Here is a 24,904-nt window from a genome sequence, read left to right on the forward strand (position 1 = left end):
CTCATTTCTCAAAAAACCCCCTGAAAAGAGGCTGCCCAAACGCAAAACAAACATTTGGGCAGCCTCTCTATATGTTTAAAAAGTCTCTGATATCACTCTTTCCCGCTCCAGCAATAGGTACAGAGCTTGCATGGCGAAATCCCGATGGAAGCGACCAAATCGTCAAGCCTGTGGTACTGAAGTGTTGTGAAATTGAGTTTTTTACGGATGCATTCTATCATGTCCTTATAATTCTGGCTGTCGGGATCTGCGTAATCTGCCAGGACCTCGGCCGATACGTTGTCGCCCTCGCGATCCCTTATGATCCTTCGGGTAATCAGGTCCAGATCAGAGTTGGAACGTGAAAAGTTCAGGTACTTACATCCGAATAAAAGCGGCGGACAGGCAGGTCGGATATGGACCTCTTTGGCTCCGCTCTGATATAAAAATTCCGTCGTCTCGCTGAGCTGCGTGCCGCGCACAATGGAGTCGTCGATTAAGAGAAGGCTCTTGTCTCGGATCAGGGAGTCAACCGGAATCAGTTTCATACGGGCGATCAGACTTCTCTGGTTCTGGCTGGTCGGCATGAAGGAACGCGGCCAGGTTGGAGTGTATTTAATGAAAGGTCGTGAAAACGGAATGCCGGACTCGTTGGCATATCCGATTGCATGGGCAATACCTGAATCCGGGATGCCGGCTACCAGGTCTGCCTGCGCATGATCGCGTTTGGCCAGCATACGGCCGCAGTTATAGCGCATCTCCTCCACGTTGATTCCCTCATAAGAGGAGGTCGGGTATCCGTAATATACCCAGAGGAAGGAACAGATTTTCATTTCTTCCCTGGCAGGGCTTAAAACTTCAATGCCGTCTGCTCTCATCAGGACGATCTCACCCGGGCCCAGTTCCCGATAGTCGGAATAGCCCAGATTAATAAAGGAAAAACTTTCAAAGGCAGCACAGTATGCGCCCTCTTTTCTTCCGATGACGGCGGGAGTGCGGCCGAGCCTGTCCCTGGAAATATAGACGCCTTCGGGGGTTAACAGCAGGATAGTCATAGAGCCCTTAATTTTTTCCTGGGCCAGCAGTAGACCGTCCACGATGGATTCAGCCTGGTTAATGATAGCGGCAACCAGCTCGGTTGAATTGATCTTGCCTCCGCTCATCTCAAGAAAATGAATGTGGCCTTTTTCATAGGCTTCTCTTACGAGTTCTTCCTGGTTGGCGATCTTACCGACCGTTGTGATGGCATAGCTTCCCAGATGGGACTGGATTAAGAGCGGCTGAGGCTCCATATCGGAGATACAGGCGATACCCATATTGCCCTTCAGTTCTTCCGCATCCCTCTCGAATTTAGTACGGAACGGAGAATTCTCAATATTATGAATTGAACGGTTAAAACCCTCGGGGCCATAGACGGCCATACCGCCTCTTCTTGTTCCAAGATGAGAATGGTAATCTACGCCGAAAAAGAGATCCATCGTACAGTTTGTCTTAGATGCAACACTGAAAAATCCACCCATTTTTAACTTCCTTTCAATATTTGGTAAGTTTATTTTTTATCTCGCTCTTATATTTGAAGATACAAAATTTTTGCATGCTTATAAGAATAAGAACATCATTTTCATCATAGCATATATTAGGGGGATTGGACAATAGACTTTATTTATTAAAAATTTTAATAGATAACCCCGGTTTTCATGATAATGCACTGATTGGGAGAAAAAGGCAGTGGAAATACTGTAATTCGCTTAAAACGGGGTTCCTTTGAGGGAACGCATGTGGTACAATTGGTGCAATATGAGGGAAAACGCGCTTTGCAGATTTTCATCATATTGCTGGCAACAGAAAATTTTCTAAGTTGAGGAGAGGAAAATGATTAAGTTAAACGGAAAAACAGGAAAAAGATTTGCGGCCATGCTTCTGGCAGCGGCCTTTATGATTGTAGCGGCGCCTGCTTCGTATGCGGACGGGCCGTCCGGTCCGGCGTCCGATACAACGATAGCGGAAAGTACAAAGAATGAAGCCACGGGTCCTGGAGCCCAGAATCAGGAACAGCAGGCGGGACAGGCAGAGCAGCAGGCGGGACAGCAGGCGGGACAGGCAGAACAGCAGCCGGGACAGGCAGAACAGCAGCCGGTTCAGCCGGAGCAGCAGCCGGTCCAGCCGGAACAACAGCCCGCCCAATCGACGGCGGGACTTGTTGCGAGTGGAGGCCGCTATCTTGATCCGGCCAAACCGATGGTTGCCCTGACCTTTGACGACGGCCCTTATGCGCCGGTTGGAAACAGAATTATGGACAGTCTGGAACAGAATAACGGACGGGCTACATTTTTCGTTGTAGGCAACCGCGTGGCGTCCTACAAGACGGAAATCAAGAGGATGCATGACAACGGCCACGAAATCGGCAACCACACATATGAGCATAAATATTTGAATAAGCTGGATGCAGCCCAGATTCGCAGTCAGATAGAGCGCGGCAATCAGGCGGTAGCCGCGGTCACAGGCGAGTCTCCGGCTCTTGTACGTCTTCCGGGGGGCAGCAAGAACAACACGGTACTGGCTAACATCAATCAGCCGATTATCATGTGGAATATCGATACCCTGGACTGGAAGACAAAGAATGCACAAAAAACTATCCAGTCGGTGCTCGGAAATGTAAAGGACGGCGATATCGTACTCATGCACGAGCTTTACACAGCTTCCGGTGACGCCGCCGTAGCGCTGATTCCGGCGCTCACCGAGCAGGGATACCAGCTGGTAACAGTCAGTGAACTGGCAAGGTTCAGAGGCGGCCTCAGTAATAAGGGGATTTACTACAGCTTCCGCAAGTAGCAGAGCGAAACGGTGTTTTCTGTCGTTTCCGCGCATCGCATAGCGGTAATTATGAAGTAAGGTATCGTCATAAATTAAATTGATAAAAAGCAGCAGCACAGGATGGAAAACGTTGAGTTCCCGCCTGTGCTGCTGCTTTTTGCAATCTTCGTCCCATGCAAAAGTATTTTTTTCAGCATTCTTTACTCCCAGAAACCGTCCCACCGGAATATCCTAAAGTAAAGAAGGAAGAAAGCTGGGCATATTTTGTGGATCAGGCAAAAAAATGGATACATTGCGACGGGGCATACCGTCTTGGCCTGACTGGAAAAGGCGTAGGTGTAGCAGTCCTGGACACGGGGATCTTTCCCCATATGGACTTTGAAAATAGAGTTGTCGTATTTAACGATATGCTGAAGAGAAGATTCCTGCCTTATGACGACAACGGTCACGGTACACACATTTCGGGAATTATCGGAGGGGGAGGCCTGGCCTCCGAAGGAAGATATCAGGGTGTTGCGCCCGGATGCAGCCTGATCAGTGTGAAGGTTCTGGATCAGAAAGGAAACGGCTTTGCTTCCGATGTGCTGTCCGGACTTAAATGGGTTGAAAAGCACAGACAGGAGTTTGGCATCAGGATCATCAACATATCGGTAGGCTCCTTCAGCAGGAAAGGGATGAGCGAGGATTCGGCTCTTGTTAAAGGGGTTGATGCCGCCTGGGATGCGGGTTTTGTCGTGGTGGTGGCCGCAGGCAACAATGGGCCGGGGCAGCATACGATCACGACGCCGGGAATCAGCCGTAAGGTAATCACGGTAGGCTGCTCCGATGATTATAAAGAAGTGGATGTGGCGGGAAGCCGCATGATTGACTATTCCGGCCGGGGGCCCACCAGCGCCTGCGTATGCAAGCCTGATATTGTGGCTCCCGGCTCCAGTATTATAAGCTGCGCCAACCGGCAGAACGGATACACTGTCAAAAGCGGTACTTCCATGTCAACGCCTCTGGTTTCAGGGGCGATTGCCCTTTTGCTGGAAAAATATCCGTGGATGAGCAATAAGGACGTAAAACTCAGGCTGCGCGAGAGGGCCGTCGATCTGGGACTTCCCCATAACCAGCAGGGCTGGGGCCTTTTAGATGTAGAACGCCTGGTGAATTAAGAAATTTTCAGAAAAAGGATTTTTCAGAAAAGGCCAATGCTTTCTCCAGACCTTTCTGGAAAAAACACCGGCCCTTATTGACTGGCTGTAAAAATATTCATTTAAAGGCGGTGTAAGGTTCGAAAACGTACCTTATATCGCTTACATAATCTGTCTGCTGTCCTTCAGCATAACGTCATGGGCTCCGCCCTCGACAATACTGGTGGAGGAGATCAGGGTCATCTTGGCATTCTTCTGCAGTTCCGGAATAGTCAGGCAGCCGCAGTTGCACATGGTGGAGCGGACCTTGCTCAGGGACAGGCCCACGTTATCCTTCAGGCTTCCGGCATAAGGTACAAAGGAGTCCACACCCTCTTCAAAGGAGAGCTTTGCGTCGCCTCCAAGGTCATATCTCTGCCAGTTTCTGGCTCTGGCGCTTCCCTCGCCCCAGTATTCCTTCATATAGCTTCCGTTGATATTCACTTTTTTGGTAGGGCTCTCGTCAAAACGGGCAAAGTATCTTCCAAGCATCAGGAAGTCGGCGCCCATTGCCAGAGCCAGGGTGATGTGGTAATCGTGAACGATGCCTCCGTCCGAGCAGATTGGCACATAGATACCTGTTTCCTTATAGTAATCGTCACGCGCCTTGGCAACCTCGATCAGGGCGGTAGCCTGTCCGCGTCCGATGCCTTTCTGTTCCCTTGTAATACAGATGGCGCCACCGCCGATGCCAACTTTAACAAAATCCGCGCCCGCCTCAGCCAGGAAACGGAATCCCTCGCTGTCCACAACGTTTCCGGCTCCAACCTTGACGGTGTCTCCGTAATTTTCCCTGACGTAGTCAATTACGATCTTCTGCCATTCGGAGAAACCTTCGGAGCTGTCGATACAGAGCACATCGGCTCCGGCTTCCAGAAGCGCCGGGATGCGTTCTGCATAATCCCTTGTATTGATTCCGGCGCCAACCAAATATCGCTTGGAGGAATCAATCAGTTCATTTTCATTGGTTTTATGGGAGTTGTAATCCTTGCGGAATACCATGGAAACAAGGCGCTGCTCCTTGTCAATAATCGGCAGGCTGTTTAATTTATGTTCCCAGATGATGTCGTTGGCTTCTTTCAGGGTAGTGGTTTCATCGGCCCAGATCAGATGCTCAAAGTTGGTCATGAATTCACCGACCTTTGTGTCAAGAGACATACGGCTCACCCTGTAGTCACGGCCTGTTACAATGCCTAAAAGTTTGCCTCCGGCCGTTCCGTCGGAAGTTACGGCAACAGTGGAATGGCCTGTCCGCTCTTTCAGATCCAGAATGTCCTTCAGGGTATTTTCAGGAGTGATGTTGGAGTCGCTGCTGACAAAACCCGCCCTGTAGTTCTTCACGCGGGATACCATCTGTGCCTGGCTCTCGACGGACTGGGAACCGTAAATAAAAGAAAGCCCGCCTTCTCTTGCCAGCGCGATAGCCATATTGTCATCGGATACCGACTGCATGATAGCGGAGGTCATGGGGATATTCAGGCTCAAGGCCGGTTCTTCGCCCCTTGCATATTTAACCAGAGGAGTTTTCAGGCTGACATTAGCCGGAATGCACTTCGTGGATGAGTATCCCGGAATCAGCAGATATTCACCGAATGTGTGGGAAGGTTCGTTCATGTAAATTGCCATAATGATTCGTCTCCTTATCTCTTAACTTTATTTGTATTATTCATTACCATTTTACCTATTTTTTATTATTATACTGAACTGGATCTCTGCCGTCAATGGGGCAGGATGAATATAATTTTATTTAAACAGTTCAGATAGTTTGTACGCGGAATCTGTCCGCGTACGGCGGATTCCCTGCCGCAATATGGGGAGAAGCCGGGGAAAATAAAGTCAAACGGCGGCTGGTTCCGGCATTCTATCCGGTTTTATATGGGAAGAGGTAAAATGAGTCCCGTGTTTTGTCGGAATTTATACAAAATACTTTACAAAATGAAGAAAAATAGCCGTGATTCAGTGCATTTTCAATAGACTACGGATGCAATCGGCGATATAATTAGGACATCTGAAGAGTAAGGATACGAGCGTTAAGTATTGGCCGGACGGGGAGTTGCCGGCTGAGCGAAAAGCCCAGGCTTGCGGTTCGTATTCTGCATCCTGCTTCATACAGCAGTGGAATGGAAACGCTGAAAGCGGCCTTCTTTACTTGCTATATGAGCAAGGTTAAAAGGAGGTTATTTTTTATGTCAACAAGACAGACAGCAAAAACGGGAACAAGGGCTTCTTTCGGGAGTCTGCAGGTACTTATCATGATGGCGCTGTTTATTGCGCTCAGTATTGTGCTGGGCAAACAGTTGTCATTCACGGCCGGGCCGTTCCGCATCAGTTTTGAAAATCTTACAGTGCTGATGGCGGGAATCTTTTTCGGTCCTATTGCCGGACTTACGGTGGGGGCGTGCGCCGACCTGATCGGCTGCCTTCTGGTCGGATATGCGATTAATCCGATCATCACGGCCGGAGCGGCATCGGTGGGATTTATCTCAGGCCTTGTATACAAAAACTGCTTCCGTTCCAAACCGAAACTGAGGCTTGCGGCATCGGTGGGTGCAGCGCATGTCATCGGTTCAATGATCATCAAATCCATCGGCCTGCGTATTTATTTTGGCTATCCGCTGCAGATGATCGCCCTGCGAGTGCCGTTATACATTGTAATCGGCTGTGCGGAAGGATATATTATTTACCTTCTCCTGCGCAACAAGGCGTTTGGCAGACAGCTTGAAAGGATGAAAGACAGATGAAATATGAAGAGGCAATAACCTATATAAAAGAATCGACTTCTCCCGGCACCATGCCGGGACTGGAGAGGGTAAGCAGACTGCTTGCCCTTCTCGGCGATCCGCAGAACGAACTGAAAATTATCCATGTGACGGGAACCAACGGAAAGGGTTCCGTCTGCGCTATGCTGGAATCCATTCTGGATGCGGCAGGTTATAAGACAGGGCTTTTTACATCGCCCTATATCAGAAAGATGAATGAGTGCATCCACCTTGAGAAAAAGCCTATTGACGACAGGAGTTTTGCGGATGTCATCGGCTTTATCCGTCCTTTGGCGGATACGATGAAGGAAAAGCCGACGGAATTTGAAATCCTGTCTGCGGCAGCCATGAAGTTTTTCAGCCAGAAGAAATGCGACGTCGTTATCTGCGAGACCGGCATGGGAGCCAGACTCGATGCGACGAATACAATGAAGGAAACGCTTGTCTCAATTATTGTAAATGTGGAGCTGGATCACATGGGCTTCCTGGGGGACACGATAGAGAAGATCGCTTTTGAAAAATCGGGCGTTATAAAACCCGGCTGCCCTGTTATTTTCGGTGGGACAAGAGAGGGAGCCAGGCAGGTTATCGTAGAGCAGGCGAAGCTCAACAAGGCAAAATTAACAGAGGTTGACTACGGCGCGCTGCAGAATGTGGAAACAGATCTGGGAGGCTGCTCCTTTGATTTTAATGAATATAAGAAAGTGAGACTTACTCTGCCAGGATTATATCAGCCGTCCAATGCAGCGGTAGCGCTTACGGCCCTGTCCGTTATGAAAAAAAGAGGCATTTCCGTCAGCGCCGAGGCGGTGAGGCAGGGAATGAAAGCCGTGTCCTGGCCGGCCCGTTTTGAAACGTTGCTGAAAAATCCGCTCACAATCTATGACGGAGCTCACAATATGGCGGGTATGACGGTTGCCGTGGAGAGCATCCGAACTTATTTTAAGGGCGGAACGGTCAATATTTTCATGGGAGTCATGGCGGACAAGGAGTACGATGCAATGGTTGAGATGCTGAAACCTTATACGGAAACCGTGTACACCGTTACGCCGAATAACCCCAGAGCCCTGCCGGCTCAAAAACTGGCGGACAGTTTTAAAAAGCACGGCGTGGAAAAGGCCAGGTCTTTCGATACGCTCAGGGAAGCGGCGCTCTGCGCGCTGGAAGACAGTGTAAAGACAGGAAAACCTCTCGTTGCGCTTGGAACGCTTTATATGTATGAGGAGGCGGAACGCACCTTCAGACAGTGTGCGGCTGAGCTGGGCCTTGAAGACGGCTCTCTAACCGTACGGGAATCAACGGACAGTAATGAGGAAACAGTATGAAAATTTCAATACTAAATGAAAATACGGCGGGGAAAAGAGGTTTCCTTGCGGAGCATGGCCTTTCCCTTCTGATTGAGCATGAGGGAAAGCGCTGGCTCTTCGATACGGGGCAGACGGATGTGTTCATGAAGAACGCGGCGCTGCTACACGTGCCGCTTACGGATCTTACGGGTATCATCCTGAGCCACGGCCATTTTGACCACTGCGGAGGCCTTGAATTTCTGGCCAGGGAGTATCAGAAGAGCGGGAAGGAGCTGCCTCCTGTTTATATCAGGGAGAGTGCGTTTTTGGACAAGTCGGCGATTAATTCCGATCACAGAACATACCGTATCATCGGTATTCCCTGGAAACGGGAACTGATAGAGAGCGCTGTCCGCCTGACTCAGAGCAAGGAAGAGATAGCTCCCGGAGTGTCGGTCATAGGAGATATCCCATATACGCCGGGGCTTGAAAAAAAGCCGGATTGGTTCTACATAGACAACGGAACGGAGAAGATTCCCGATTACATGAGCGACGAGCAGATGCTCGTATTTGAGACGGAAAAGGGGCTGTGCCTGTTTGCCGGCTGCTGTCATCCGGGTATATTAAACTGCCTGGAATACGTCTCACAGTCCTTTCCGGGGCAGAAAATACACAGTGTCTTTGCAGGGATGCATCTGGCCGGGGCGTCCCGGGAGCGGATTACACAGACGGTGGAAGAGCTTGGAAAAAGAGATTTTGATATCCTTATACCGGTCCACTGTACCGGCATTGAGGCCATCGGCCGGATGAAAGCGGCATTCGGAGCCGGATGCCGCCTGGCTGAGACGGGAATGACGATTGAACTCGGATGAGCGATGCAGGCAAATTCGGGGCTGTGCTGTGCGGGATGGAGATTTTCCGTTTCGCGCGCCGCATAGCATGCTGACGGGCACGGGAGAACACGTAATGCGTTAACCTCCCAGTGTCACGTCCTGTTTTCCATACCAGGCAAATGCCTCCTCCACATGGCGCGGAGTGAAATCGGGCCAATAATCATCCACCACATAAAAATCGGAATAAACCGACTGAATCGGCAGAAAACCGGACAGTCTTCTTCTTCCTCCCCACCTGATAATCAGATCGATCCGGGAGATATCAGAGGTCTGAAGTTTTGGGCCAACATTTCCTTTCTTAAATCCAAGATCCCATTCCCAACTGTAATTAACAAGAAAATTAATCTTCATACCGCCGTTTCCAAAGACCTTACGCGTCGTGTAGGGCAGCAGTTCCTCCGGAAACATGGCAGATTCGGTATTTCCCGCCACAAGCAGGCTGGCGTCCTCCTTGGACAGCACCTTTACCGCGGCAATGCAGGCCTTTGTAAAGGCCTGGCGCTGGAGTGAGGGGCGTTTTGTGTTATCCGCGGTGAAACCGTAGAAGGACATTTCTTTCACCCCGAGCTTCTGGCAGGTATGGAACAGCGACATGCCGGGAGATATCCCGCGCTCATATCCGTCTTCCTTTTTCAGGCCGTTTCCGACGGCCCATCTTCTGTTTCCGTCGGGGATAATCCCAACGTGTTCCGGTACTCTCATTTTATTTCCTCCGCTTATCATTCAAATTTCCTCAAACTCCCGTACGGCGGCCGAGCAGGGGCCGGGGGAATTATCTTGTGTGGAGTATTGCCGGAAAATGGAAGAAATATTCAGGGCGGGAGCCGGAGACGGCGGTGAAACAGTGAACTTTCCTGACAAATAAAAAATGCCCTTACCACCGGTTACTGCAAATCCGGCGGTAAGGGCATTTGTATGTTTAATGGACGAAGCGGTTGATATCGCGGTTCGCTCCGAGAATCACCAGGATGTCACCCGGCTTAAATACATAGCTGGCCCCCGGAAGCGGATGCAGGGTATCGCTGTATTTGATAGCCAGGATAGTGATATTGTATTTATTACGGACATTCATATCGACGATGCTTTTACCGATCCACGCGTCGGGAACAGGAATTTCATAAATGGAGTGTTCCTGGGTCAGCTCAATGTAGTCGAAAATATTATCGGAGCTGTAACGGACAGCGGAGCGGACCGCCATCTCTTTTTCAGGATAAACCACCTGGTCGGCGCCGTTTCTCAGGAGGAATTTTGCGTGAATGTCACGGCTTGCGCGGGAGAGGACGAATTTAGCGCCCAAATCCTTTAAAAGGGAGGTGATTTCAAGAGAACTCTGGAAGTTATCCCCAATTGCCACGACGCAGACATCAAAGTTTCGGATTCCCAGGGAACTCATATATTGTTCATTAGCACAGTCGCCAATCTGGGCGCTGGTGACATAAGGCAGGACAGCGTTGATTCTCTCCTCAGAAGTATCGATAGCCATAACCTCGTGTCCGAGCTCGTGAAGTTTCATTGCCATAGTGGAGCCGAAACGGCCCAGACCGATGATAAGAACAGTTTTCATTATAAAATATCCTCCAAATTTTATGATAATCAGCCGACGGTGATGCGTTCCTGGGGAAGGAGCACCGGAAGCTTCTTTTTGTTTGTGAGTGCATAAAGCATAGTGAGGCCGCCGACACGGCCGAAATACATCAGCAAAATTAAAATGATTTTTGAAAATACGCTTAAATGGCCCGTAATGCCAAGTGACAGGCCGACGGTTGCAATAGCCGATGTGGTTTCAAAGGCCGCCTCCATCAGGTTGACGTCGTCCAGCCAGGTGATGAGAAAGGTGGCTGTCAGCATCAGGGAAATATACATCGCCAGTATTGCAATAGCGTTTCGGAGGATATCGTATGGAATCCTTCTCTTATAGCACTGGATGCTCTCCTGGTTCTGGAACGCGGAGCGTATGCACAGAATGGCCAGGGCAAATGTAGTCGTCTTGATACCGCCTGCCGTGGAACCCGGTGAACCGCCGATAATCATCAGGATGACGATGAGCAGCTGGGCCGCTTCCGAAAGAAGGTTTAAATCCACACTGTTAAAACCGGCCGTCCTTGTCGTAACCGACTGGAAAAGGGAAGCCATAAAACGATCCTGGAGCGTCAGTCCGTCCCAACAGTCCCGGGTAAACTCAAACAGGAAGAGGAACAGGGCCGGAAAGATAATCAGACAGATCGTCGTGGTGAGAACGATCTTAGTCTGTAAATGGTAATATTTATGCTGGAGCTTATGGGTCTTAATATCATCCCATACAAAGAAACCAATACCGCCGATAATGATTAAAAGCATGATCGGAATGTTGATAAAGGGATTTCCCGTGTAGCTTGTAACCGAAGAGGTGGGACCGCTGGTGCCTCCCATCAGGTCGAACCCGGCGTTGCAGAAGGCGGAGATGGAGTGGAATACGGAGAACCAGATTCCCTTCAGGACTCCCATCTGCGGGCAGAACTGGAATGCCATGATAACGGCGCCCATGACCTCGAAAAAGATCGTGCCTTTCACGATAAAGCTGGTCATGCGGACGATTCCTCCTACCTGCGGGGCGGAAATGGATTCCTGCATAACGTAACGCTGTTTCAAACCGATCTTCCTGCCCGACAGGATGGTGATAGCGATAGCGAGCGTCACAACGCCCATGCCTCCTATCTGGATCAGTATAATGATAACCGCCTGACCGAAAGTGGACCAGTAAGTATAGGTGTCATGAACGATCAGGCCGGTCACACAAGTGGCTGAGGTGGCCGTAAACACAGCATCTATAAATGGAGTCGCTTCACCGGTCTTCGATGCAATAGGAAGGCTCAGAAGAACAGCTCCTGTGATAATAATAAGGAAAAAACCACCAAGAATAATCTTGGCCGGAGTCAGCGACCACACTTGTTTTCCAATCATATTGATTTTTCAGCTCCTAAATTCTTTTATTTTATTATTGCCTATTGATTATATAAAGAACCGCCAGAGATGTCAACGTAAGAAAATGTAATGATTATTACATCATTATTACAGCGGCCCGTAATACCGCCGCCTGTCTCCCGGAATGAGGAGGGATTGTATACAGGAATCTCTGTGGACAGACGGCCCGGGAAATGATATAATGCTCTTACTTCTGAAAATAAAGTTTTTACAACATGTCTTGCGGTGCCCGCTGTCGGCTGTGTACCGCCGTTCTGACCGGCTGTCGTTAACTACCGTGCCCATAACTGTGTTTTACGATGCACGGAAACGCTAAAAAAGCCGTTTCATGCCGCATATCACGGATTTCATACAAAAAGCACACATAAACACCCATCGGAATAAGACCCGCTTGGACAGTAATTCTGACTGTGGCATCCGCGTAAAACCGGGAAAATAAAGGTTGACATTTTAAGCCACTTATACTATTATAAGAACAAGAAAAGAACATTTGTTCGTATTGAGAGATCATTGGAGGATGAGATGAACAGAGATGACAAGATGAAGGCACTCGATGCCGCACTGACACAGATAGAAAAAGCATACGGCAAAGGTTCCGTGATGAAACTGGGAGATTCCGGAGCCAACATGAATATAGAGACAGTTCCGACCGGTTCCCTCAGCCTTGATATTGCGCTGGGCCTGGGCGGTGTGCCGAAGGGAAGAATCGTGGAAGTTTATGGACCGGAGTCCAGTGGTAAGACTACGGTTGCACTTCACATGGTTGCTGAGGTACAGAAGAGAGGCGGAATTGCAGGCTTTATCGATGCCGAGCATGCCCTGGATCCCGTTTATGCGCGTAATATCGGAGTAGATATTGACAACTTATATATTTCTCAGCCGGATAACGGCGAGCAGGCATTAGAGATCACCGAGACGATGGTGCGCTCCGGTGCGATTGACATCGTCATTGTCGACTCGGTTGCCGCCCTTGTTCCGAAGGCGGAGATCGACGGCGAGATGGGAGACGCCCATGTAGGTCTTCAGGCCAGACTGATGTCCCAGGCTCTCCGTAAGCTCACCGCTGTCATCAGCAAGTCCAACTGTACCGTTATCTTTATCAACCAGCTTCGTGAGAAGGTCGGAATCATGTTTGGAAACCCGGAGACCACCACAGGCGGACGTGCCCTTAAGTTCTATTCCTCCGTACGTCTGGATGTCAGAAGAATTGAGACGCTTAAGCAGGGCGGCGAGATGGTCGGCAACCGTGTCCGTGTTAAGGTGGTCAAGAATAAGATTGCCCCGCCTTTTAAAGAGGCAGAGTTTGATATTATGTTCGGCAAGGGAATTTCCAAGGAGGGAGATATCCTTGATCTGGCCGCTAAAGAAGATATTGTGGAGAAGAGCGGCGCCTGGTATGCTTACGAAGGCAGCAAGATCGGACAGGGTAGAGAGAATGCAAAGAACTTCCTGATGGCTAACCAGGAACTGTGTGCCGAGATCGAGGCTAAAGTACGCGAGAAGTACGGGCTGTGTGAAGGTGCGGCGGCTGGCGCGGCAGAGAAGAAGGACGGGACTTTACCGCCGGTAGAGAAGAAAGCCGGCGCCGAATAGATACGAAGCAAGCGGAGGAGCTGACGTCCGGAAGGGCAGGAGTTTCCATCCGCATATGAATCAGAATTTGTAAAAAGAGAGTAACTGTTCAGGAGGCTTGAGATGACAGTAGACAGAATTGAGCCCCTTGATAAACGAAGGAGCAAAGTCTTCATTGATGGAGACTTTGCCTTTGTTTTATATAATGGGGAGATACGGCATTACAATATAGAGACGGGCGGAGAACTGGCCGAACCGGTTTACCGGGAGATACTTTACAGCGTCATCTGTAAAAGAGCCAGGGAGAAATCCCTTTACCTCCTGAAATGTTCCGGCAGGACAGAGAGTGAAGTGAGGAGAAAACTGAAATCTGGCTTTTATCCTGAGACGGCCATCACCGAAGCGATCGATTTTCTGAAACAATACCATTATCTGGATGACCGCGAGTACGCGAGGAACTATGTGGAGTTGTACGGGAACAGAAAGAGCAGGACGGAACTGATTACTTCTTTAATGAAGAAGGGGATCGACAAGAGAACGGTGGAAGAGTTCTGTAATGAGCTTCAGGCCGACAGTTCCGGTCAGATTACGAATTTGTTGAAGAAGAGACGGTACGACCCGGGATGCACGGACAAGAAGGAACGCCAGAAACACGTGGCATATCTGATGAGAAAAGGTTTTTCCTATGAAGAAATACGAAACGCAATGGGAACATTTGGAGAAGAGGATTACATGATTTAACGGATTTTCCATCCTTTGTTAAATAGTGACGAAAAAAGACGTGACTGCCTCCGGTGATTCCGTGAGAAGTTTTTTCCGGCTGAGGCAGGGCAAAAGTCCGGGAAAACGCGGGAACAGCGGTGCGAAAGAGCGTCCCCATCTGTTTTTATGCATCGTAAAGTGTGTTATAGACAGCGGTTTGGCCTGTTTTTGGAGGACTGTGAATAGTAACCGAAAAGAGGGTTTCAGATTCTTAATATACTTGACATAATGTATAAAACAGTTTAAAATTAGATCGTTGTATTCTTGTACAATGAAAACTAAATAAGGAGGTGCTCCTGTGTCACAAGTAATAATTCCGTTCATTACAGGTATTATTGTAGCTGTTATTACTTGGTTTGTGGCCATTAACTATCGTCAGAAAACGTATGAAACGAAGATTGGCGGTGCTGAGGAACGATCAAGGGAAATAATAGATGAAGCATTAAAAGTTGCAGAGACTAAGAAGCGAGAAGCTCTCCTTGAAGCAAAGGAAGAGTCCTTAAAGACAAAGAATGAGCTTGAGAAAGAAACAAAGGAAAGAAGAGCTGAGCTTCAGCGTTATGAACGACGTGTACTGAGCAAAGAAGAGAATTTGGACAAGAAGTCCGAGGCAATGGAAAAAAGGGAAGCAAGTCTGGCAAACAGGGAGGAGGCCCTCAAGAAGAGAACCGCCGAAGTGGAGGAACTCTATGATAAGGGTACGCAGGAACTGGAGAGAATATCCGGTTTTACTTCCGAGCAGGCAAAAGAATTCCTGCTTAAATCTGTTGAAGAAGATGTTAAGCATGACACTGCAAAACTGATTAAAGAAATGGAAACCAAAGCCAAAGAGGAAGCTGATAAGAAAGCAAAGGATTATGTGGTAACAGCCATTCAGCGCTGTGCTGCTGATCATGTGGCGGAGACCACAGTTTCCGTGGTGCAGCTCCCCAATGACGAGATGAAGGGACGTATTATCGGACGTGAAGGACGTAATATCCGTACCCTTGAAACACTGACAGGCGTAGAACTGATTATTGACGATACGCCGGAGGCAGTCGTACTTTCCGGATTTGAGCCAATCAGAAGAGAAGTGGCAAGAATTGCCCTGGAGCGTCTGATTGTGGATGGCCGAATTCATCCGGCCAGAATTGAGGAAATGGTAGAGAAAGCACAGAAGGAAGTAGAGACTATGGTGCGCGAAGAAGGAGAGGCAGCTCTTCTGGAAGTCGGCATTCATGGAATCCATCCGGAGCTTGTGAAACTGCTTGGTAAGATGAAGTTCAGGACAAGCTATGGACAGAATGCGTTAAAGCATTCAATTGAAGTGGCCCAGCTGGCGGGTCTGCTTGCCGCAGAGGTAGGCGTAGACGTCCGCACGGCGAAGCGCGCAGGTTTATTACATGATATTGGAAAAGCTGTTGACCATGAGCAGGAAGGTACTCACGTGGAATTAGGCGTTGCCCTTTGTAGAAAATACAAGGAGTCAGCGACGGTAATTAACGCAGTTGAGTCTCATCATGGCGATGTTGAACCGCAGAGCCTTATTGCATGCCTCATTCAGGCCGCTGACACAATTTCAGCCGCCAGGCCGGGCGCAAGAAGGGAAACTCTGGAGACATATACGAACCGGTTGAAACAGTTGGAGGATATCACCAATTCCTATAAGGGAGTGGACAAGTCCTTCGCAATCCAGGCGGGACGTGAAGTCCGCATAATGGTAGTGCCCGAGCAGGTCAGCGACGATGATATGGTGCTGATGGCAAGGGATATATCGAAGAGAATTCAGGAAGAGCTTCAGTATCCTGGTCAAATTAAAGTAAATGTGATCCGCGAATCAAGAGTTACCGATTACGCGAAGTAATTCTCCGAAATGAAAGATAAATGCCCTAAAACCGTAAGAATCAAAGATTCTATGGTTTTAGGGCATTTTTTGAATTCTTATAACTGCGCATTCTATTAATCTATACTTTTATAATCTTATGCCATTTGTATCCGTTACAATCTTTCCCTTGTAATACAATTCCCCCTTTTCCCCTTTTGAAAAGCGGCAGAAAAATTCATCGTAATAGAACCAGGGATCCTGAGGCGTTATTGCATGCGGCTTTTCCAGGGTAGTAGTATACCGTACCATAGGCACACCGCCTTCTGTTTTCCACTCCCGGTTTAAATATCTGCCGGTTCTCCAGCAATCCGGTGTCTCCTCGTCCGAAAGTTGATACCTCGTTACCCAGTAATGAACCGTTCTTGCGGCATTGGCATTATTTAAAAGAGTGCCGCCTCCTACATCTTTTTCTCCCATCTGAATCCATATGGGGACAGGAATATCCGTACGGACACCGGGAGTATCGAAATCTCCCATAAAACCGCCTGTAACGACGCCTGAGTTGCTGGCAGCCGCTGCAAAGATATCCGGCATGGCAAGCGCTGCACGCTGGGCCATTGCTGCGCCCATGGAGTGTCCGCAGGCGTAAATCCGTCCCGGATCCACTGCATACCGCGATTGGATATCCGCTAACATATGGCGGATCAATTTCTCATCATCCATATGATCCGAAAGCCCGGCTGCATTCCAGGCCGGATGCGGCATTACATTCTCCTGTTTTCGCATAGCTCCCGTCGGCATAGCCAGGATAAAGCCTCTTTCTTTGGCTGTATTCACCCATTCATGAGAGTAAAGACCACTGAGGGCGCTTGCAGAGCCACCGTGAAAAAATACGACTACAGGAATTTTATCATCCGCTAAAACGGAAAGCCGTTCCGGAACATATTCGTACCAATGACGTCTGAATCCGTCTATCTGAACTTCCTTCCGCCTGATTCCCCACTGTTCTTCCGTGCGGTAAGGATGAAGGTCGTCATTCAGAATTCCGGTGGCCCGGACTGTTTTAGACAAGAAGCGCTCCCATACTTTTTGAGTCACATCCTTTCCAAATGATTCCGTATCCATCCAGGCCACGCGTGCGACCGGCTGGTGATCGACCGAAGAACCGTGCTGTGCCGCATCTGGAAGCCATACGGTCATATTGTCCTGCTGATAAGCTTTTTCTTCCGTTTTAGCGGCACGGCGCCAATAGCGGATCACATACTCGGGATACCATTCTTGACGGCCGATAAAGCATACCGGGCAAGCCAATTCTCTTTTCAGAATGTCGGAAGCCGCAGTCCCTTTTTCGCCTTCCTTCTCAAGTTCATCCTGGCTCATCATGATTTTGCCGAAAAAAGCCGCTGATGCATAGAGGGCAGGATTTGCGCTGACATACCGGTGTCCGTGCTCTGTGCCCTCCCCGTATGCTGCAAAATAGCTGAATGCCCTTTGCGTATCCATATAAGTCCTGTCGTTTCTTACCTGATTTAATGATACCAGCCGGGACGCCGCCTCCCCGTCGGTCAGCCACGGATCTTCACTGCTTCCCGCCATCAGGAGAAGAAGCTTTTCCTTCTTAGAAATATCTATCCATCCGGTCCTTTCCAAAAACGCATCCACACTCTCAGAATTGGGAATCAGCAGCACCAGATGTTTACAGCTGTATTCCATACCCTCCGGGAAATAAACCCAGTACTGGCGCATTCCGTTTTCTGTTTTCATCGTCCCCCGGTATCCGCCGGTCAGAAGCGTCTCATAAGGACGCTCCGAAGAGATATTTGAAAACTGCTTTATAAAATCATTGGGAAATTTTTTCCATTCCATATTTATTCGCCTCCTACCACCGCATTTCATTTTCAGGATTCTTCTTTAAATAAATTCTCCCGTAGATTGCGCCATAGATAATTACCGCAACAGAAATTGCCGCCATAATATTGTACACGCCGCTATACCCACCGAACATGCCCGCCCAGACAGGAATCATAATATTGGCAACCGTCATTCCGATGTCATTGCCGATCCCGACCGTACTGCTGGCAACCGCCTGTTTATCCACGGGCATCCGTTTCATGGCCATTGTCCTTCCCGCCATTGCATTTCCGCCACAGAGAACTCCATAAATGACTGCCGCCATAATAAGACCCGTCATAGAAGTGCTCCGCGCCATCACCAAACAGGCCAGGGCGTATCCGGCTCCCGATGCATAGACACACCACCTGGCGCCGTATTTATCCATGACGCGTCCGAAATATGGTTTGGTCACATACATAATCAGGTTGGCAACTGTTGCAAACAAACCGGCATTCATAATATTAAGTTCCGTTTTTGCGAATTTTACGACCCAGGAAGCTCCCATCATAATGCTGACAAACTGAAAAGCAAAAGAAATTACCAGGATCGGCAGGCATTCAACGGAAAACAAATTCTTAAGCCGGATGCTTTTTAAGGCATCTGCAAATTTTTCCTGTCCTTCTTTTATCTTTGATTTGTATGGAAGTGAAACGATCAGGAGCAGTGATATCGCCGTAAAAACAGAAGTTGCAATAAAACTGGCCTCAAATCCCAGGCTGTTGGCAATTGCAAGGATCAGCACTGCGCTGAAGCTGGAGGCAATGACCTGCGCCATGGAATAGACGGACATTGCCATACCCAGGTCATCCTTATCCACGACCTCTCCGACCATAATAAAACCTGCGCTGTTCTGTAAGGCCCATGCCGCTCCACGCACAATCTGCGCTGTATATAATCCGCCGACGGATCTGGCAAAAATCAGGATAATGCTGGATAACGTCAGCATCGCATAACCGACTAACAACATTTTTTTCCTGTTAAATTTGTCTACCAGAATAGCCGTAACCGGTCGCATTACTAAACCGATCATCGACACCATGCCGGCAATCGAACCGACTACTACTGCCTCAAGTCCCAGCTCATCCGTTCCGTATGTAACAAATTCACTTCCCACACTGGAGAAGGCCAGACAGGCAAACAGATAGCTTATAATCAGTGTCAGAAAGTTCCGTGAAAAAATGACCTGAAAGATACTTTTTGTTGATTTTTGCTGAGTTACCATGTGATTTCCTCGCTTTCATTGTGTATTAATCCCTTTATCAGACTATACGAAATTTCACTCTAAAAAGGAATATGCACCCTGCACAAGAAGCGCTTTGAAAATTCAGCAGGTAAACGGCCATTGGTTATTCGGGCTGCCCCGGCGGCCGGTTAATTGAATTCCAATTGCATTCATGCCGGAAATCTGATAATCTGAACCCTGGATCCGCAGAATAGAGGTATTTCTGCGGGGACTGATTGATTTTAGCTAATTGCGGAAAATTGGCAGCGCTTTCTAACCGTACTTTAACCATACATCCTGTATAATGAACACGTGATCACAACACATCAGCAATAAAACCACAAATAACAGGAGGTAACAAATTATGTTAAAAAACAAAACTACATTCGCCCTGGCTATCGCAGCCGTTACAACGATGTCAATGGCATTTTCCGCATTTGCAGCAGAGAAGGAATATAAGGAGACCACGGCGGAGCCTGCAAAGTCGGCCACCTGCGATTACAGTATTGTCGCAACGGAACCTGACGGCAGCCAAAAAATCTCCTTATCCGATCTGAAGAAGGATAAAGACGGTAATTTTTATGCAACCGCACCGGATGGAACGAAAATAATCATATCCACAACCCGGCCGGAACAGGGTGAGGATGAAGATATCACAGTTAGCTTTGTGACAAAGGAGTATTCCGGAAATTAATCTGGCAGGATGCGGTACAGGGCCGTTGGGAATACGGTTCTAAAAGGAGTTTAAAAAGGCATTTATAAAGAATTTAAAAGTATTGAAAATGAAAGGATTTGGTGGGATATGAGGCTTTTAGTTGTCGAGGATGAGGAGGATATGCAGGAGGCGCTGTGCTACGGCCTTAGAAAGCGCGGCTACGCGGTGGATGCTTCGGGCGACGGAGCGGATGCCGCGGAACTTTGCCGGATTAATGATTATGATCTGGTAGTTCTTGACTTAAATCTTCCCGGCCTGGATGGGATGGAAGTGCTTAAATATATCCATTCTTTGAATAAATCAACAAAAGTACTGATTCTGTCGGCCCGCTCTGAGATTGCTGATAAGATTACGGGCCTGGACGGCGGGGCCAGTGATTATCTCACCAAACCGTTTCATTTTGACGAGCTGGAAGCGCGCATCCGTGTGCTGCTGCGCCGTTCCTTTATCCAGGAGGAGGCTGCCCTTAAATGCGGGAACCTTGTTCTGGATACAAACTTAAAGACCGTTAGCTGCGACGGCCGGCCGGTGGAACTGTCGATGAGAGAGTTTGCCATCCTGGAATATCTGATGGCGGGAATGGGACGGCCAATCAGTTCTGAGGAGCTGTTGGAGCATGTGTGGGACAGCGAGGCCGATCCGTTTTCCAATCAGGTTAAGGTTTACATCAGCGTGATACGGCGCAAGCTCCAGGCGGTTACAGGGAAAGAGATTATACGGAGCATCCGGGGAGCCGGATACGTGATTGACAGGGAGGAGGAGCCATGTTGAAAAAATTATCGCTTCGCATGAGGCTGACTCTTTTGTCGGCTATGGTGATGGCCGGAGTGGCTGTTATATTAACCAGCATGTTTCTGTTCGGCGCCGACCGGATTTTTGTACAGGATTTGCCGAATCAGATTACGTATGAACCAAAGAATGTGATGATTTCCACGGAAATCAGTAATAAGAGCGGGGCGGAAGACATGCAGTCCGTCATCTTCACAGTAAAAAAGGCGGGAACCCGGTTCAATATGTGGGGGCTGGTAGGCCTTTTTCTGATGCTTGTTTTCGGAACGGGCGCAACATGGATCATGGCCGGCCGGGTATTGAAACCGCTGGGGGATCTGTCAAGTACAATTGAAGAGATCAGCGGCAACGATTTGTCGCGGCGCGTGGATATGGAGATACAGGACAGGCAGGACGAGATCGGACGGCTGGCTCTGTCCTTTAATCATATGATGGATAAGGTAAGCGCCTCGTTTGAACGGCAGAAACGCTTTTCGGCCAGCGCGGCCCATGAGCTGAAGACGCCGCTTGCAACGATTCTGGTGAATCTGGAGGTAATGGAACTGGATAGCCAGACTCCCCCGGCACGGATGGAGAAAGTCTTGTCTGTAGTCAAGACGAATACGGAGCGGATGATACGGTTGACGGATGATCTGTTCCGGCTGACATCCGATAAGGACAGTGAGATGGGTGAAGAAGTGATTTTGGAAGAAGCGGTTGCGATTGCAATGGATGAGCTGTCGCCTTTGTTAAAGGAAAAGCACCTCATGGTAACGGTCCAGGGCCTGGAGGGGATTAAAATGACCGGAAACCGCGTAATGATTTACCGGGCGATGAGCAATCTGATAGAAAATGCGGCGAAGTATAACTGTGACGGCGGCAGGATCGGTATCACGGCGGAGGCGGCAGAACACAATATAAAGATAAAAATGAAAGATACGGGGATCGGAATTCCCCCGGAGGATCTGCCCCATATTTTTGAACCGTTTTACCGCGTTGACCGTTCGCGTTCCCGTGCGGTGGGCGGAGCCGGCTTAGGACTTCCCCTGGTGCGTGACATTGTTGAAAAACATGGAGGAAAGATAGAGATAAAAAGTGCACCCGGCGAGGGGACGGAGATTACGGTTGAATTTCCGGTTTGATTTCTGGCTTACATTCCGGAGGAGAGAGTCCAGGGGGAACCGGATGGGAAAGATTTCCCATTTTCTGAAGCAATATCCATGACTGTCTCGTTTTAAAGGCAGGAACCTTTTTTGGTAAGAAGGAATATCCGGTTCTTTTATATCTTTTATCCGGCCCATACATTCCTGCTCTTTTATCTGGCAAACCATGCTTTTTAGTCCGCCTGAGGCGGCCGGCAGGGATATAGAAGGAAAATACAATTCAGAGAGACAGATTCGGTTTGATTCAGGAGGGATTATGAAAAACAGAAAGATGAATAAGGCCTTATACAGTGCTGTTGTGTTCTATATTTTTATGGCGGGAGATATCCTGCTCAATTCTTACGTGGCAAACAAATGGTTTCAGGGAGTTCCTCAGATATGGCCTTCCATCCGGCTGGGATTCCTTGTCATCAATACAATTTCCGTACCGGCTGCTTTTGTGCTGGGCACTATTTTCCTGCTTACCGGGCTGAAGATCAACAAAAGAAAGAAAGCAAATGTCACGGCAAAACGGTAATCAGCGCGCCAGGGAACGCAGAGCCTCCATATCCAGGATGAGATATCCCTGTTTTGTCTTTTGCAGGATTCCCTTTTTCACAAAACCAGCCAGTACATAGAGCAGATGACGGTAGGTTACGCCGAGAAATTCGGAAACTTCCGTGTGCCGCTCCCGGTAAAGGCCGCTATGGGCCGTCATCAGAATAAAATCAGCCAGTCTGTTTTCCAGGGGAAAAGACTGGTTTTTTGAATAATTGCTTGTATTGCCAAGTGCCTTCCGGCTCAGGTAAAGGCAGAGATGGCGGAGAAACTTCCTGTCGTTTAAAAGCAGTTCCCTGCAATCGCATATCCGTATGGCATAGCAGGTGCAGGGGATGATGGCCGACACGCCGTTTGAAAATGTCTGGGCCCCGATCAGTTCCATTTCTCCGATAAAACAGGGGGCATTGATAAAATTAATCAGGGAAATCCTGCCGTTTTCCTGGGTCAGATAAAGTTTGGCCCTGCCGTCTATCAGATAATAGAGGCAGGAAGGGATGGAGCCTTCCTCAAGAAGCATTTCCCCGCTTTTAAAGGTTTTGACCGTGGTAAAGGGCCGCACGTCGAATTCAAAAAAGCCGGTTAAAGGGAAATGGTTATAATACGCTTCGGTCTGTCCGCCGTCTGCTTTTAAATTCATTTGAAACTTCCTCTCGTATACAGTGTGAGATTTCTCATATTACTGTACCATTTTTGCTGATATAATGCAAAGAAAAAAGCAGAGGAGAGCAGGATCATGGAACAGGAATCTTACTGGAATGAGGTATCGGAGACAAAGACATTTACCACACCGTTCCACGCGGAGGAATTCACCCGGTATGTGGATAAGGAGAAAACAATTCTGGATGTGGGGTGCGGGTATGGACGCACGCTGGAGGAGGTTCACCGGCTTGGTTACTGCCACCTGACAGGGATGGATTTTTCCGAAGGGATGATAAAACGGGGGCGGGCACAGTACCCCTGGCTTGATTTGAGAGTAATGCAGACGGAGAGGATTGACCTGCCGGACGGGAGTGTAGACGCAGTGATTCTGTTCGCCGTATTGACCTGCATCCGAGAGGATGAAAAACAGAAGAAGCTGATCGGTGAGATACAGAGAGTTTTAAGGCCCGGCGGTATTTTGTATGTCAATGATTTTCTGCTGAATACGGATGAGAGAAATACGGCCAGATATGAAAAATACAGGGCTCGCTATCAGATATACGGTGTATTTGAACTGCCGGAAGGCGCAGTGTGCAGGCATCATGAAGAGAGCTGGATTCAAAGTCTTTTATCCGGGTTTACCGGCTTACGGTATGAACATCTTGTATTTACGACAATGAACGGGAACCGGTCGAACGGATTCTATTATATTGGAAGAAAATAACGCAGGTTCAGGCACAGGGAGGTCTCGGCCATGAAAATGGTTCACCAAATATGTGAAAACACCTCGCGGGATGCATCATGGCTGAACTGTTACGTTCACCGTCCTTTCGTGCCTTTTTTTCTTGTATATTTGGCTGGTCTGGGGTATGATAGTTTTATAAGAAAATAGTGGAAAACTCCGGGTGGCTTTACAGTCAGGAATTCGCCCGGCTTTTATACGTGAGAGGAGAAGTCTATGAGATCAGGAAAGAGATGGTACGCAGCGGCGATGACACTGATGCTGGCTGCCGGGGTATTTACGGTAACCTCTTTTGGCGCCAGTAAAAATAAAATCACTTCGATCAAGCTGGAGCTGAAGGATAACCTGCAGATTGGGAGCGCGCTGGATGAGGAAGAGGAGCTGGAGATTGATACAACGGCGGATAATTACAGCGTTACGGAGTGGGAGATTGACAACGAGGGATTTACCTGGGGGCCTGAGCATAAGCCAAGGGTAAATGTGACGATCTCCGCGGAGGATGACTATTATTTTTCAGTATCTAAAGATAAGGTGAAGATTAAGGGGGATGAGGCAACCGTATATAAAACCAAGAAGAAAGATTCCCAGACCTTAATCGTTATGCTGGATCTGAAGCCGATGTCCCAGAGGGTCGGTCCCGTTGAATATGCATATTTAAACGGCACGGTTGCGACATGGGCTCCGGCAGAGGGGGCAACGGCATACGAAGTTTATCTGTACCGCGACAGCAGGGCGGTGGGAAGCAAGAAAATCACAACGGAAACTACGCTTGATTTTGGTACGGCGATACGAAAAGACGGCGAGTATTATTATAAAGTCCGGGCCACAGGCGGCGAGGGGATGAAGGAAGGGAAATTTACAGAGTCTGAGAGTAAATACGTAAGCCCTTCCGACGCGGCGGCCCTGGCCGGTTCGGGTAACGGCGCGGTGCAGAATAATTCGGAAGTTACGCCGGGCCAGTGGGTACAGGATCAGAACGGCTGGCGTTTCATCAACCCTGACGGATCTCAGACCATCAATAACTGGGCATTTATCAACAACAAATGGTATTTCTTTGGTGAGAACAGCTATATGGTTACCGGCTGGGTTCAGTGGAAGGATCTCTGGTATTACATGGGGCCGGACGGCGATATGCAGACGAATTGCCAGACCCCGGACGGCCATACGGTGAACGGGGACGGAGTCAGGATCTCATAACCGGATGAAATATCATAGGA

General features: G+C 48.7%; 22 protein-coding genes and 1 riboswitch. Of the genes, 14 read left to right on the forward strand and 8 right to left on the reverse strand.

Translation table 11 applies throughout. The features are described 5' to 3' along the window. Window positions 1-92: 92 nt before the first annotated feature. Window positions 93-1,499, reverse strand: a complete 1,407-nt coding sequence (locus EJL91_RS19395; protein WP_125143601.1) for an amidophosphoribosyltransferase — start codon at window positions 1,497-1,499, stop codon at window positions 93-95. 352 nt (window positions 1,500-1,851) lie between these two features. Here EJL91_RS19395 and EJL91_RS19400 point away from each other — a divergent pair, with 352 nt between their 5' ends. Beyond that, window positions 1,852-2,811, forward strand: a complete 960-nt coding sequence (locus EJL91_RS19400; RefSeq protein WP_125143602.1) for a polysaccharide deacetylase family protein — start codon at window positions 1,852-1,854, stop codon at window positions 2,809-2,811. A gap of 248 nt (window positions 2,812-3,059) precedes the next feature. Beyond that, the gene (locus EJL91_RS19405; RefSeq protein ID WP_125143603.1) at window positions 3,060-3,950 is read left to right on the forward strand and encodes a S8 family peptidase; all 891 of its coding nucleotides are present in this window, start codon (window positions 3,060-3,062) and stop codon (window positions 3,948-3,950) included. A 141-nt stretch (window positions 3,951-4,091) separates the two neighbouring features. Here the strand turns inward: EJL91_RS19405 and EJL91_RS19410 are convergent, their stop codons facing one another. Next, a complete protein-coding gene (locus EJL91_RS19410; protein WP_125143604.1) occupies window positions 4,092-5,594 on the reverse strand; it encodes an IMP dehydrogenase in 1,503 nt (500 codons plus the stop codon). A 383-nt stretch (window positions 5,595-5,977) separates the two neighbouring features. Next, window positions 5,978-6,076: riboswitch (THF riboswitch) on the forward strand. 78 nt (window positions 6,077-6,154) lie between these two features. Here EJL91_RS19410 and EJL91_RS19415 point away from each other — a divergent pair. The 3 genes from EJL91_RS19415 to EJL91_RS19425 are packed head-to-tail and all read left to right on the forward strand — an operon-like array spanning window position 6,155 to window position 8,885. After that, window positions 6,155-6,709: a folate family ECF transporter S component gene (locus EJL91_RS19415; protein WP_125143605.1), complete on the forward strand. Its 555-nt coding sequence runs from the start codon at window positions 6,155-6,157 to the stop codon at window positions 6,707-6,709. Continuing rightward, window positions 6,706-8,052, forward strand: a complete 1,347-nt coding sequence (locus EJL91_RS19420) for a bifunctional folylpolyglutamate synthase/dihydrofolate synthase (protein WP_125143606.1) — start codon at window positions 6,706-6,708, stop codon at window positions 8,050-8,052. Before EJL91_RS19415 ends, EJL91_RS19420 begins: the two co-directional genes overlap by 4 nt. Continuing rightward, window positions 8,049-8,885: an MBL fold metallo-hydrolase gene (locus EJL91_RS19425; RefSeq protein WP_125143607.1), complete on the forward strand. Its 837-nt coding sequence runs from the start codon at window positions 8,049-8,051 to the stop codon at window positions 8,883-8,885. The genes EJL91_RS19420 and EJL91_RS19425 overlap by 4 nt, the downstream gene beginning before the upstream one ends. 99 nt (window positions 8,886-8,984) lie before the next feature. Here the strand turns inward: EJL91_RS19425 and EJL91_RS19430 are convergent, their stop codons facing one another. The 3 genes from EJL91_RS19430 to EJL91_RS19440 all read right to left on the reverse strand — a co-directional run bounded on the left by EJL91_RS19430 (window position 8,985) and on the right by EJL91_RS19440 (window position 11,846). After that, entirely contained in the window at window positions 8,985-9,608 is a 624-nt protein-coding gene (locus EJL91_RS19430) for an undecaprenyl diphosphate synthase family protein (protein WP_125143608.1), read from the reverse strand. A 217-nt stretch (window positions 9,609-9,825) separates the two neighbouring features. Then, on the reverse strand, window positions 9,826-10,470 hold the full coding sequence (locus EJL91_RS19435) for a potassium channel family protein (protein ID WP_125143609.1): 645 nt from the start codon (window positions 10,468-10,470) through the stop codon (window positions 9,826-9,828). Between the two features lie 29 nt (window positions 10,471-10,499). Next, window positions 10,500-11,846: a TrkH family potassium uptake protein gene (locus tag EJL91_RS19440; protein WP_125143610.1), complete on the reverse strand. Its 1,347-nt coding sequence runs from the start codon at window positions 11,844-11,846 to the stop codon at window positions 10,500-10,502. 543 nt (window positions 11,847-12,389) lie between these two features. Here EJL91_RS19440 and recA point away from each other — a divergent pair. The 3 genes from recA to rny all read left to right on the forward strand — a co-directional run bounded on the left by recA (window position 12,390) and on the right by rny (window position 16,044). Continuing rightward, window positions 12,390-13,460 (forward strand): recombinase RecA, encoded by a 1,071-nt coding sequence (recA, locus tag EJL91_RS19445; protein WP_125143611.1) that lies wholly within the window; start codon window positions 12,390-12,392, stop codon window positions 13,458-13,460. A 102-nt stretch (window positions 13,461-13,562) separates the two neighbouring features. Then, window positions 13,563-14,180 (forward strand): regulatory protein RecX, encoded by a 618-nt coding sequence (locus EJL91_RS19450; protein WP_125143612.1) that lies wholly within the window; start codon window positions 13,563-13,565, stop codon window positions 14,178-14,180. Between the two features lie 319 nt (window positions 14,181-14,499). Continuing rightward, the gene (gene rny, locus EJL91_RS19455; RefSeq protein WP_125143613.1) at window positions 14,500-16,044 is read left to right on the forward strand and encodes a ribonuclease Y; all 1,545 of its coding nucleotides are present in this window, start codon (window positions 14,500-14,502) and stop codon (window positions 16,042-16,044) included. 108 nt (window positions 16,045-16,152) lie between these two features. Here the strand turns inward: rny and EJL91_RS19460 are convergent, their stop codons facing one another. Both EJL91_RS19460 and EJL91_RS19465 read right to left on the reverse strand, forming a co-directional pair. Then, the gene (locus tag EJL91_RS19460; RefSeq protein WP_164516891.1) at window positions 16,153-17,871 is read right to left on the reverse strand and encodes a CE1 family esterase; all 1,719 of its coding nucleotides are present in this window, start codon (window positions 17,869-17,871) and stop codon (window positions 16,153-16,155) included. Window positions 17,872-17,884: 13 nt separating this feature from the next. Beyond that, window positions 17,885-19,120: an MFS transporter gene (locus tag EJL91_RS19465; RefSeq protein WP_125143615.1), complete on the reverse strand. Its 1,236-nt coding sequence runs from the start codon at window positions 19,118-19,120 to the stop codon at window positions 17,885-17,887. A 364-nt stretch (window positions 19,121-19,484) separates the two neighbouring features. Between EJL91_RS19465 and EJL91_RS19470 the strand changes: the two genes are divergently transcribed. From EJL91_RS19470 to EJL91_RS19485, 4 genes are all read left to right on the forward strand, one after another. Continuing rightward, window positions 19,485-19,814, forward strand: coding sequence for a hypothetical protein (locus EJL91_RS19470; RefSeq protein ID WP_125143616.1), 330 nt, complete (start codon window positions 19,485-19,487; stop codon window positions 19,812-19,814). A 108-nt stretch (window positions 19,815-19,922) separates the two neighbouring features. Beyond that, window positions 19,923-20,606: a response regulator transcription factor gene (locus tag EJL91_RS19475; protein WP_125143617.1), complete on the forward strand. Its 684-nt coding sequence runs from the start codon at window positions 19,923-19,925 to the stop codon at window positions 20,604-20,606. Continuing rightward, window positions 20,600-21,745 carry a sensor histidine kinase gene (locus EJL91_RS19480; RefSeq protein WP_125143618.1) on the forward strand — a complete coding sequence of 382 codons (1,146 nt, stop codon included), beginning with the start codon at window positions 20,600-20,602 and terminating at the stop codon, window positions 21,743-21,745. Before EJL91_RS19475 ends, EJL91_RS19480 begins: the two co-directional genes overlap by 7 nt. 277 nt (window positions 21,746-22,022) lie before the next feature. Next, window positions 22,023-22,283, forward strand: a complete 261-nt coding sequence (locus EJL91_RS19485; protein WP_125143619.1) for a hypothetical protein — start codon at window positions 22,023-22,025, stop codon at window positions 22,281-22,283. Here the strand turns inward: EJL91_RS19485 and yeiL are convergent, their stop codons facing one another. After that, window positions 22,284-22,943, reverse strand: a complete 660-nt coding sequence (gene yeiL, locus EJL91_RS19490) for a transcriptional regulator YeiL (RefSeq protein ID WP_125143620.1) — start codon at window positions 22,941-22,943, stop codon at window positions 22,284-22,286. A gap of 96 nt (window positions 22,944-23,039) precedes the next feature. Between yeiL and EJL91_RS19495 the strand changes: the two genes are divergently transcribed. Beyond that, window positions 23,040-23,669 carry a class I SAM-dependent methyltransferase gene (locus EJL91_RS19495; RefSeq protein ID WP_125143621.1) on the forward strand — a complete coding sequence of 210 codons (630 nt, stop codon included), beginning with the start codon at window positions 23,040-23,042 and terminating at the stop codon, window positions 23,667-23,669. A 234-nt stretch (window positions 23,670-23,903) separates the two neighbouring features. Beyond that, window positions 23,904-24,884 carry a hypothetical protein gene (locus EJL91_RS19500; RefSeq protein WP_206429523.1) on the forward strand — a complete coding sequence of 327 codons (981 nt, stop codon included), beginning with the start codon at window positions 23,904-23,906 and terminating at the stop codon, window positions 24,882-24,884. The last annotated feature ends 20 nt before the right edge of the window (window positions 24,885-24,904 follow it).

This window comes from Clostridium transplantifaecale (assembly GCF_900626075.1).
Classification (GTDB): domain Bacteria; phylum Bacillota; class Clostridia; order Lachnospirales; family Lachnospiraceae; genus Otoolea; species Otoolea transplantifaecalis.

What these genes read in the sequence shown, in the direction of transcription:
- EJL91_RS19395 (WP_125143601.1), bottom strand. Translation starts at nt 1,499, where the DNA reads ATGGGTGGATTTTTCAGTGTTGCATCTAAGACAAACTGTACGATGGAT.
- EJL91_RS19430 (WP_125143608.1), bottom strand. Translation starts at nt 9,608, where the DNA reads ATGAGAGTACCGGAACACGTTGGGATTATCCCCGACGGAAACAGAAGA.
- EJL91_RS19470 (WP_125143616.1), top strand. Translation starts at nt 19,485, where the DNA reads ATGTTAAAAAACAAAACTACATTCGCCCTGGCTATCGCAGCCGTTACA.
- EJL91_RS19410 (WP_125143604.1), bottom strand. Translation starts at nt 5,594, where the DNA reads ATGGCAATTTACATGAACGAACCTTCCCACACATTCGGTGAATATCTG.
- yeiL (WP_125143620.1), bottom strand. Translation starts at nt 22,943, where the DNA reads ATGAATTTAAAAGCAGACGGCGGACAGACCGAAGCGTATTATAACCAT.
- EJL91_RS19485 (WP_125143619.1), top strand. Translation starts at nt 22,023, where the DNA reads ATGAAAAACAGAAAGATGAATAAGGCCTTATACAGTGCTGTTGTGTTC.
- EJL91_RS19460 (WP_164516891.1), bottom strand. Translation starts at nt 17,871, where the DNA reads ATGGAATGGAAAAAATTTCCCAATGATTTTATAAAGCAGTTTTCAAAT.
- EJL91_RS19420 (WP_125143606.1), top strand. Translation starts at nt 6,706, where the DNA reads ATGAAATATGAAGAGGCAATAACCTATATAAAAGAATCGACTTCTCCC.
- EJL91_RS19475 (WP_125143617.1), top strand. Translation starts at nt 19,923, where the DNA reads ATGAGGCTTTTAGTTGTCGAGGATGAGGAGGATATGCAGGAGGCGCTG.
- EJL91_RS19500 (WP_206429523.1), top strand. Translation starts at nt 23,904, where the DNA reads ATGAGATCAGGAAAGAGATGGTACGCAGCGGCGATGACACTGATGCTG.
- EJL91_RS19435 (WP_125143609.1), bottom strand. Translation starts at nt 10,470, where the DNA reads ATGAAAACTGTTCTTATCATCGGTCTGGGCCGTTTCGGCTCCACTATG.
- EJL91_RS19400 (WP_125143602.1), top strand. Translation starts at nt 1,852, where the DNA reads ATGATTAAGTTAAACGGAAAAACAGGAAAAAGATTTGCGGCCATGCTT.
- EJL91_RS19425 (WP_125143607.1), top strand. Translation starts at nt 8,049, where the DNA reads ATGAAAATTTCAATACTAAATGAAAATACGGCGGGGAAAAGAGGTTTC.
- EJL91_RS19480 (WP_125143618.1), top strand. Translation starts at nt 20,600, where the DNA reads ATGTTGAAAAAATTATCGCTTCGCATGAGGCTGACTCTTTTGTCGGCT.
- EJL91_RS19495 (WP_125143621.1), top strand. Translation starts at nt 23,040, where the DNA reads ATGGAACAGGAATCTTACTGGAATGAGGTATCGGAGACAAAGACATTT.
- EJL91_RS19415 (WP_125143605.1), top strand. Translation starts at nt 6,155, where the DNA reads ATGTCAACAAGACAGACAGCAAAAACGGGAACAAGGGCTTCTTTCGGG.
- recA (WP_125143611.1), top strand. Translation starts at nt 12,390, where the DNA reads ATGAACAGAGATGACAAGATGAAGGCACTCGATGCCGCACTGACACAG.
- EJL91_RS19465 (WP_125143615.1), bottom strand. Translation starts at nt 19,120, where the DNA reads ATGGTAACTCAGCAAAAATCAACAAAAAGTATCTTTCAGGTCATTTTT.
- EJL91_RS19450 (WP_125143612.1), top strand. Translation starts at nt 13,563, where the DNA reads ATGACAGTAGACAGAATTGAGCCCCTTGATAAACGAAGGAGCAAAGTC.
- EJL91_RS19440 (WP_125143610.1), bottom strand. Translation starts at nt 11,846, where the DNA reads ATGATTGGAAAACAAGTGTGGTCGCTGACTCCGGCCAAGATTATTCTT.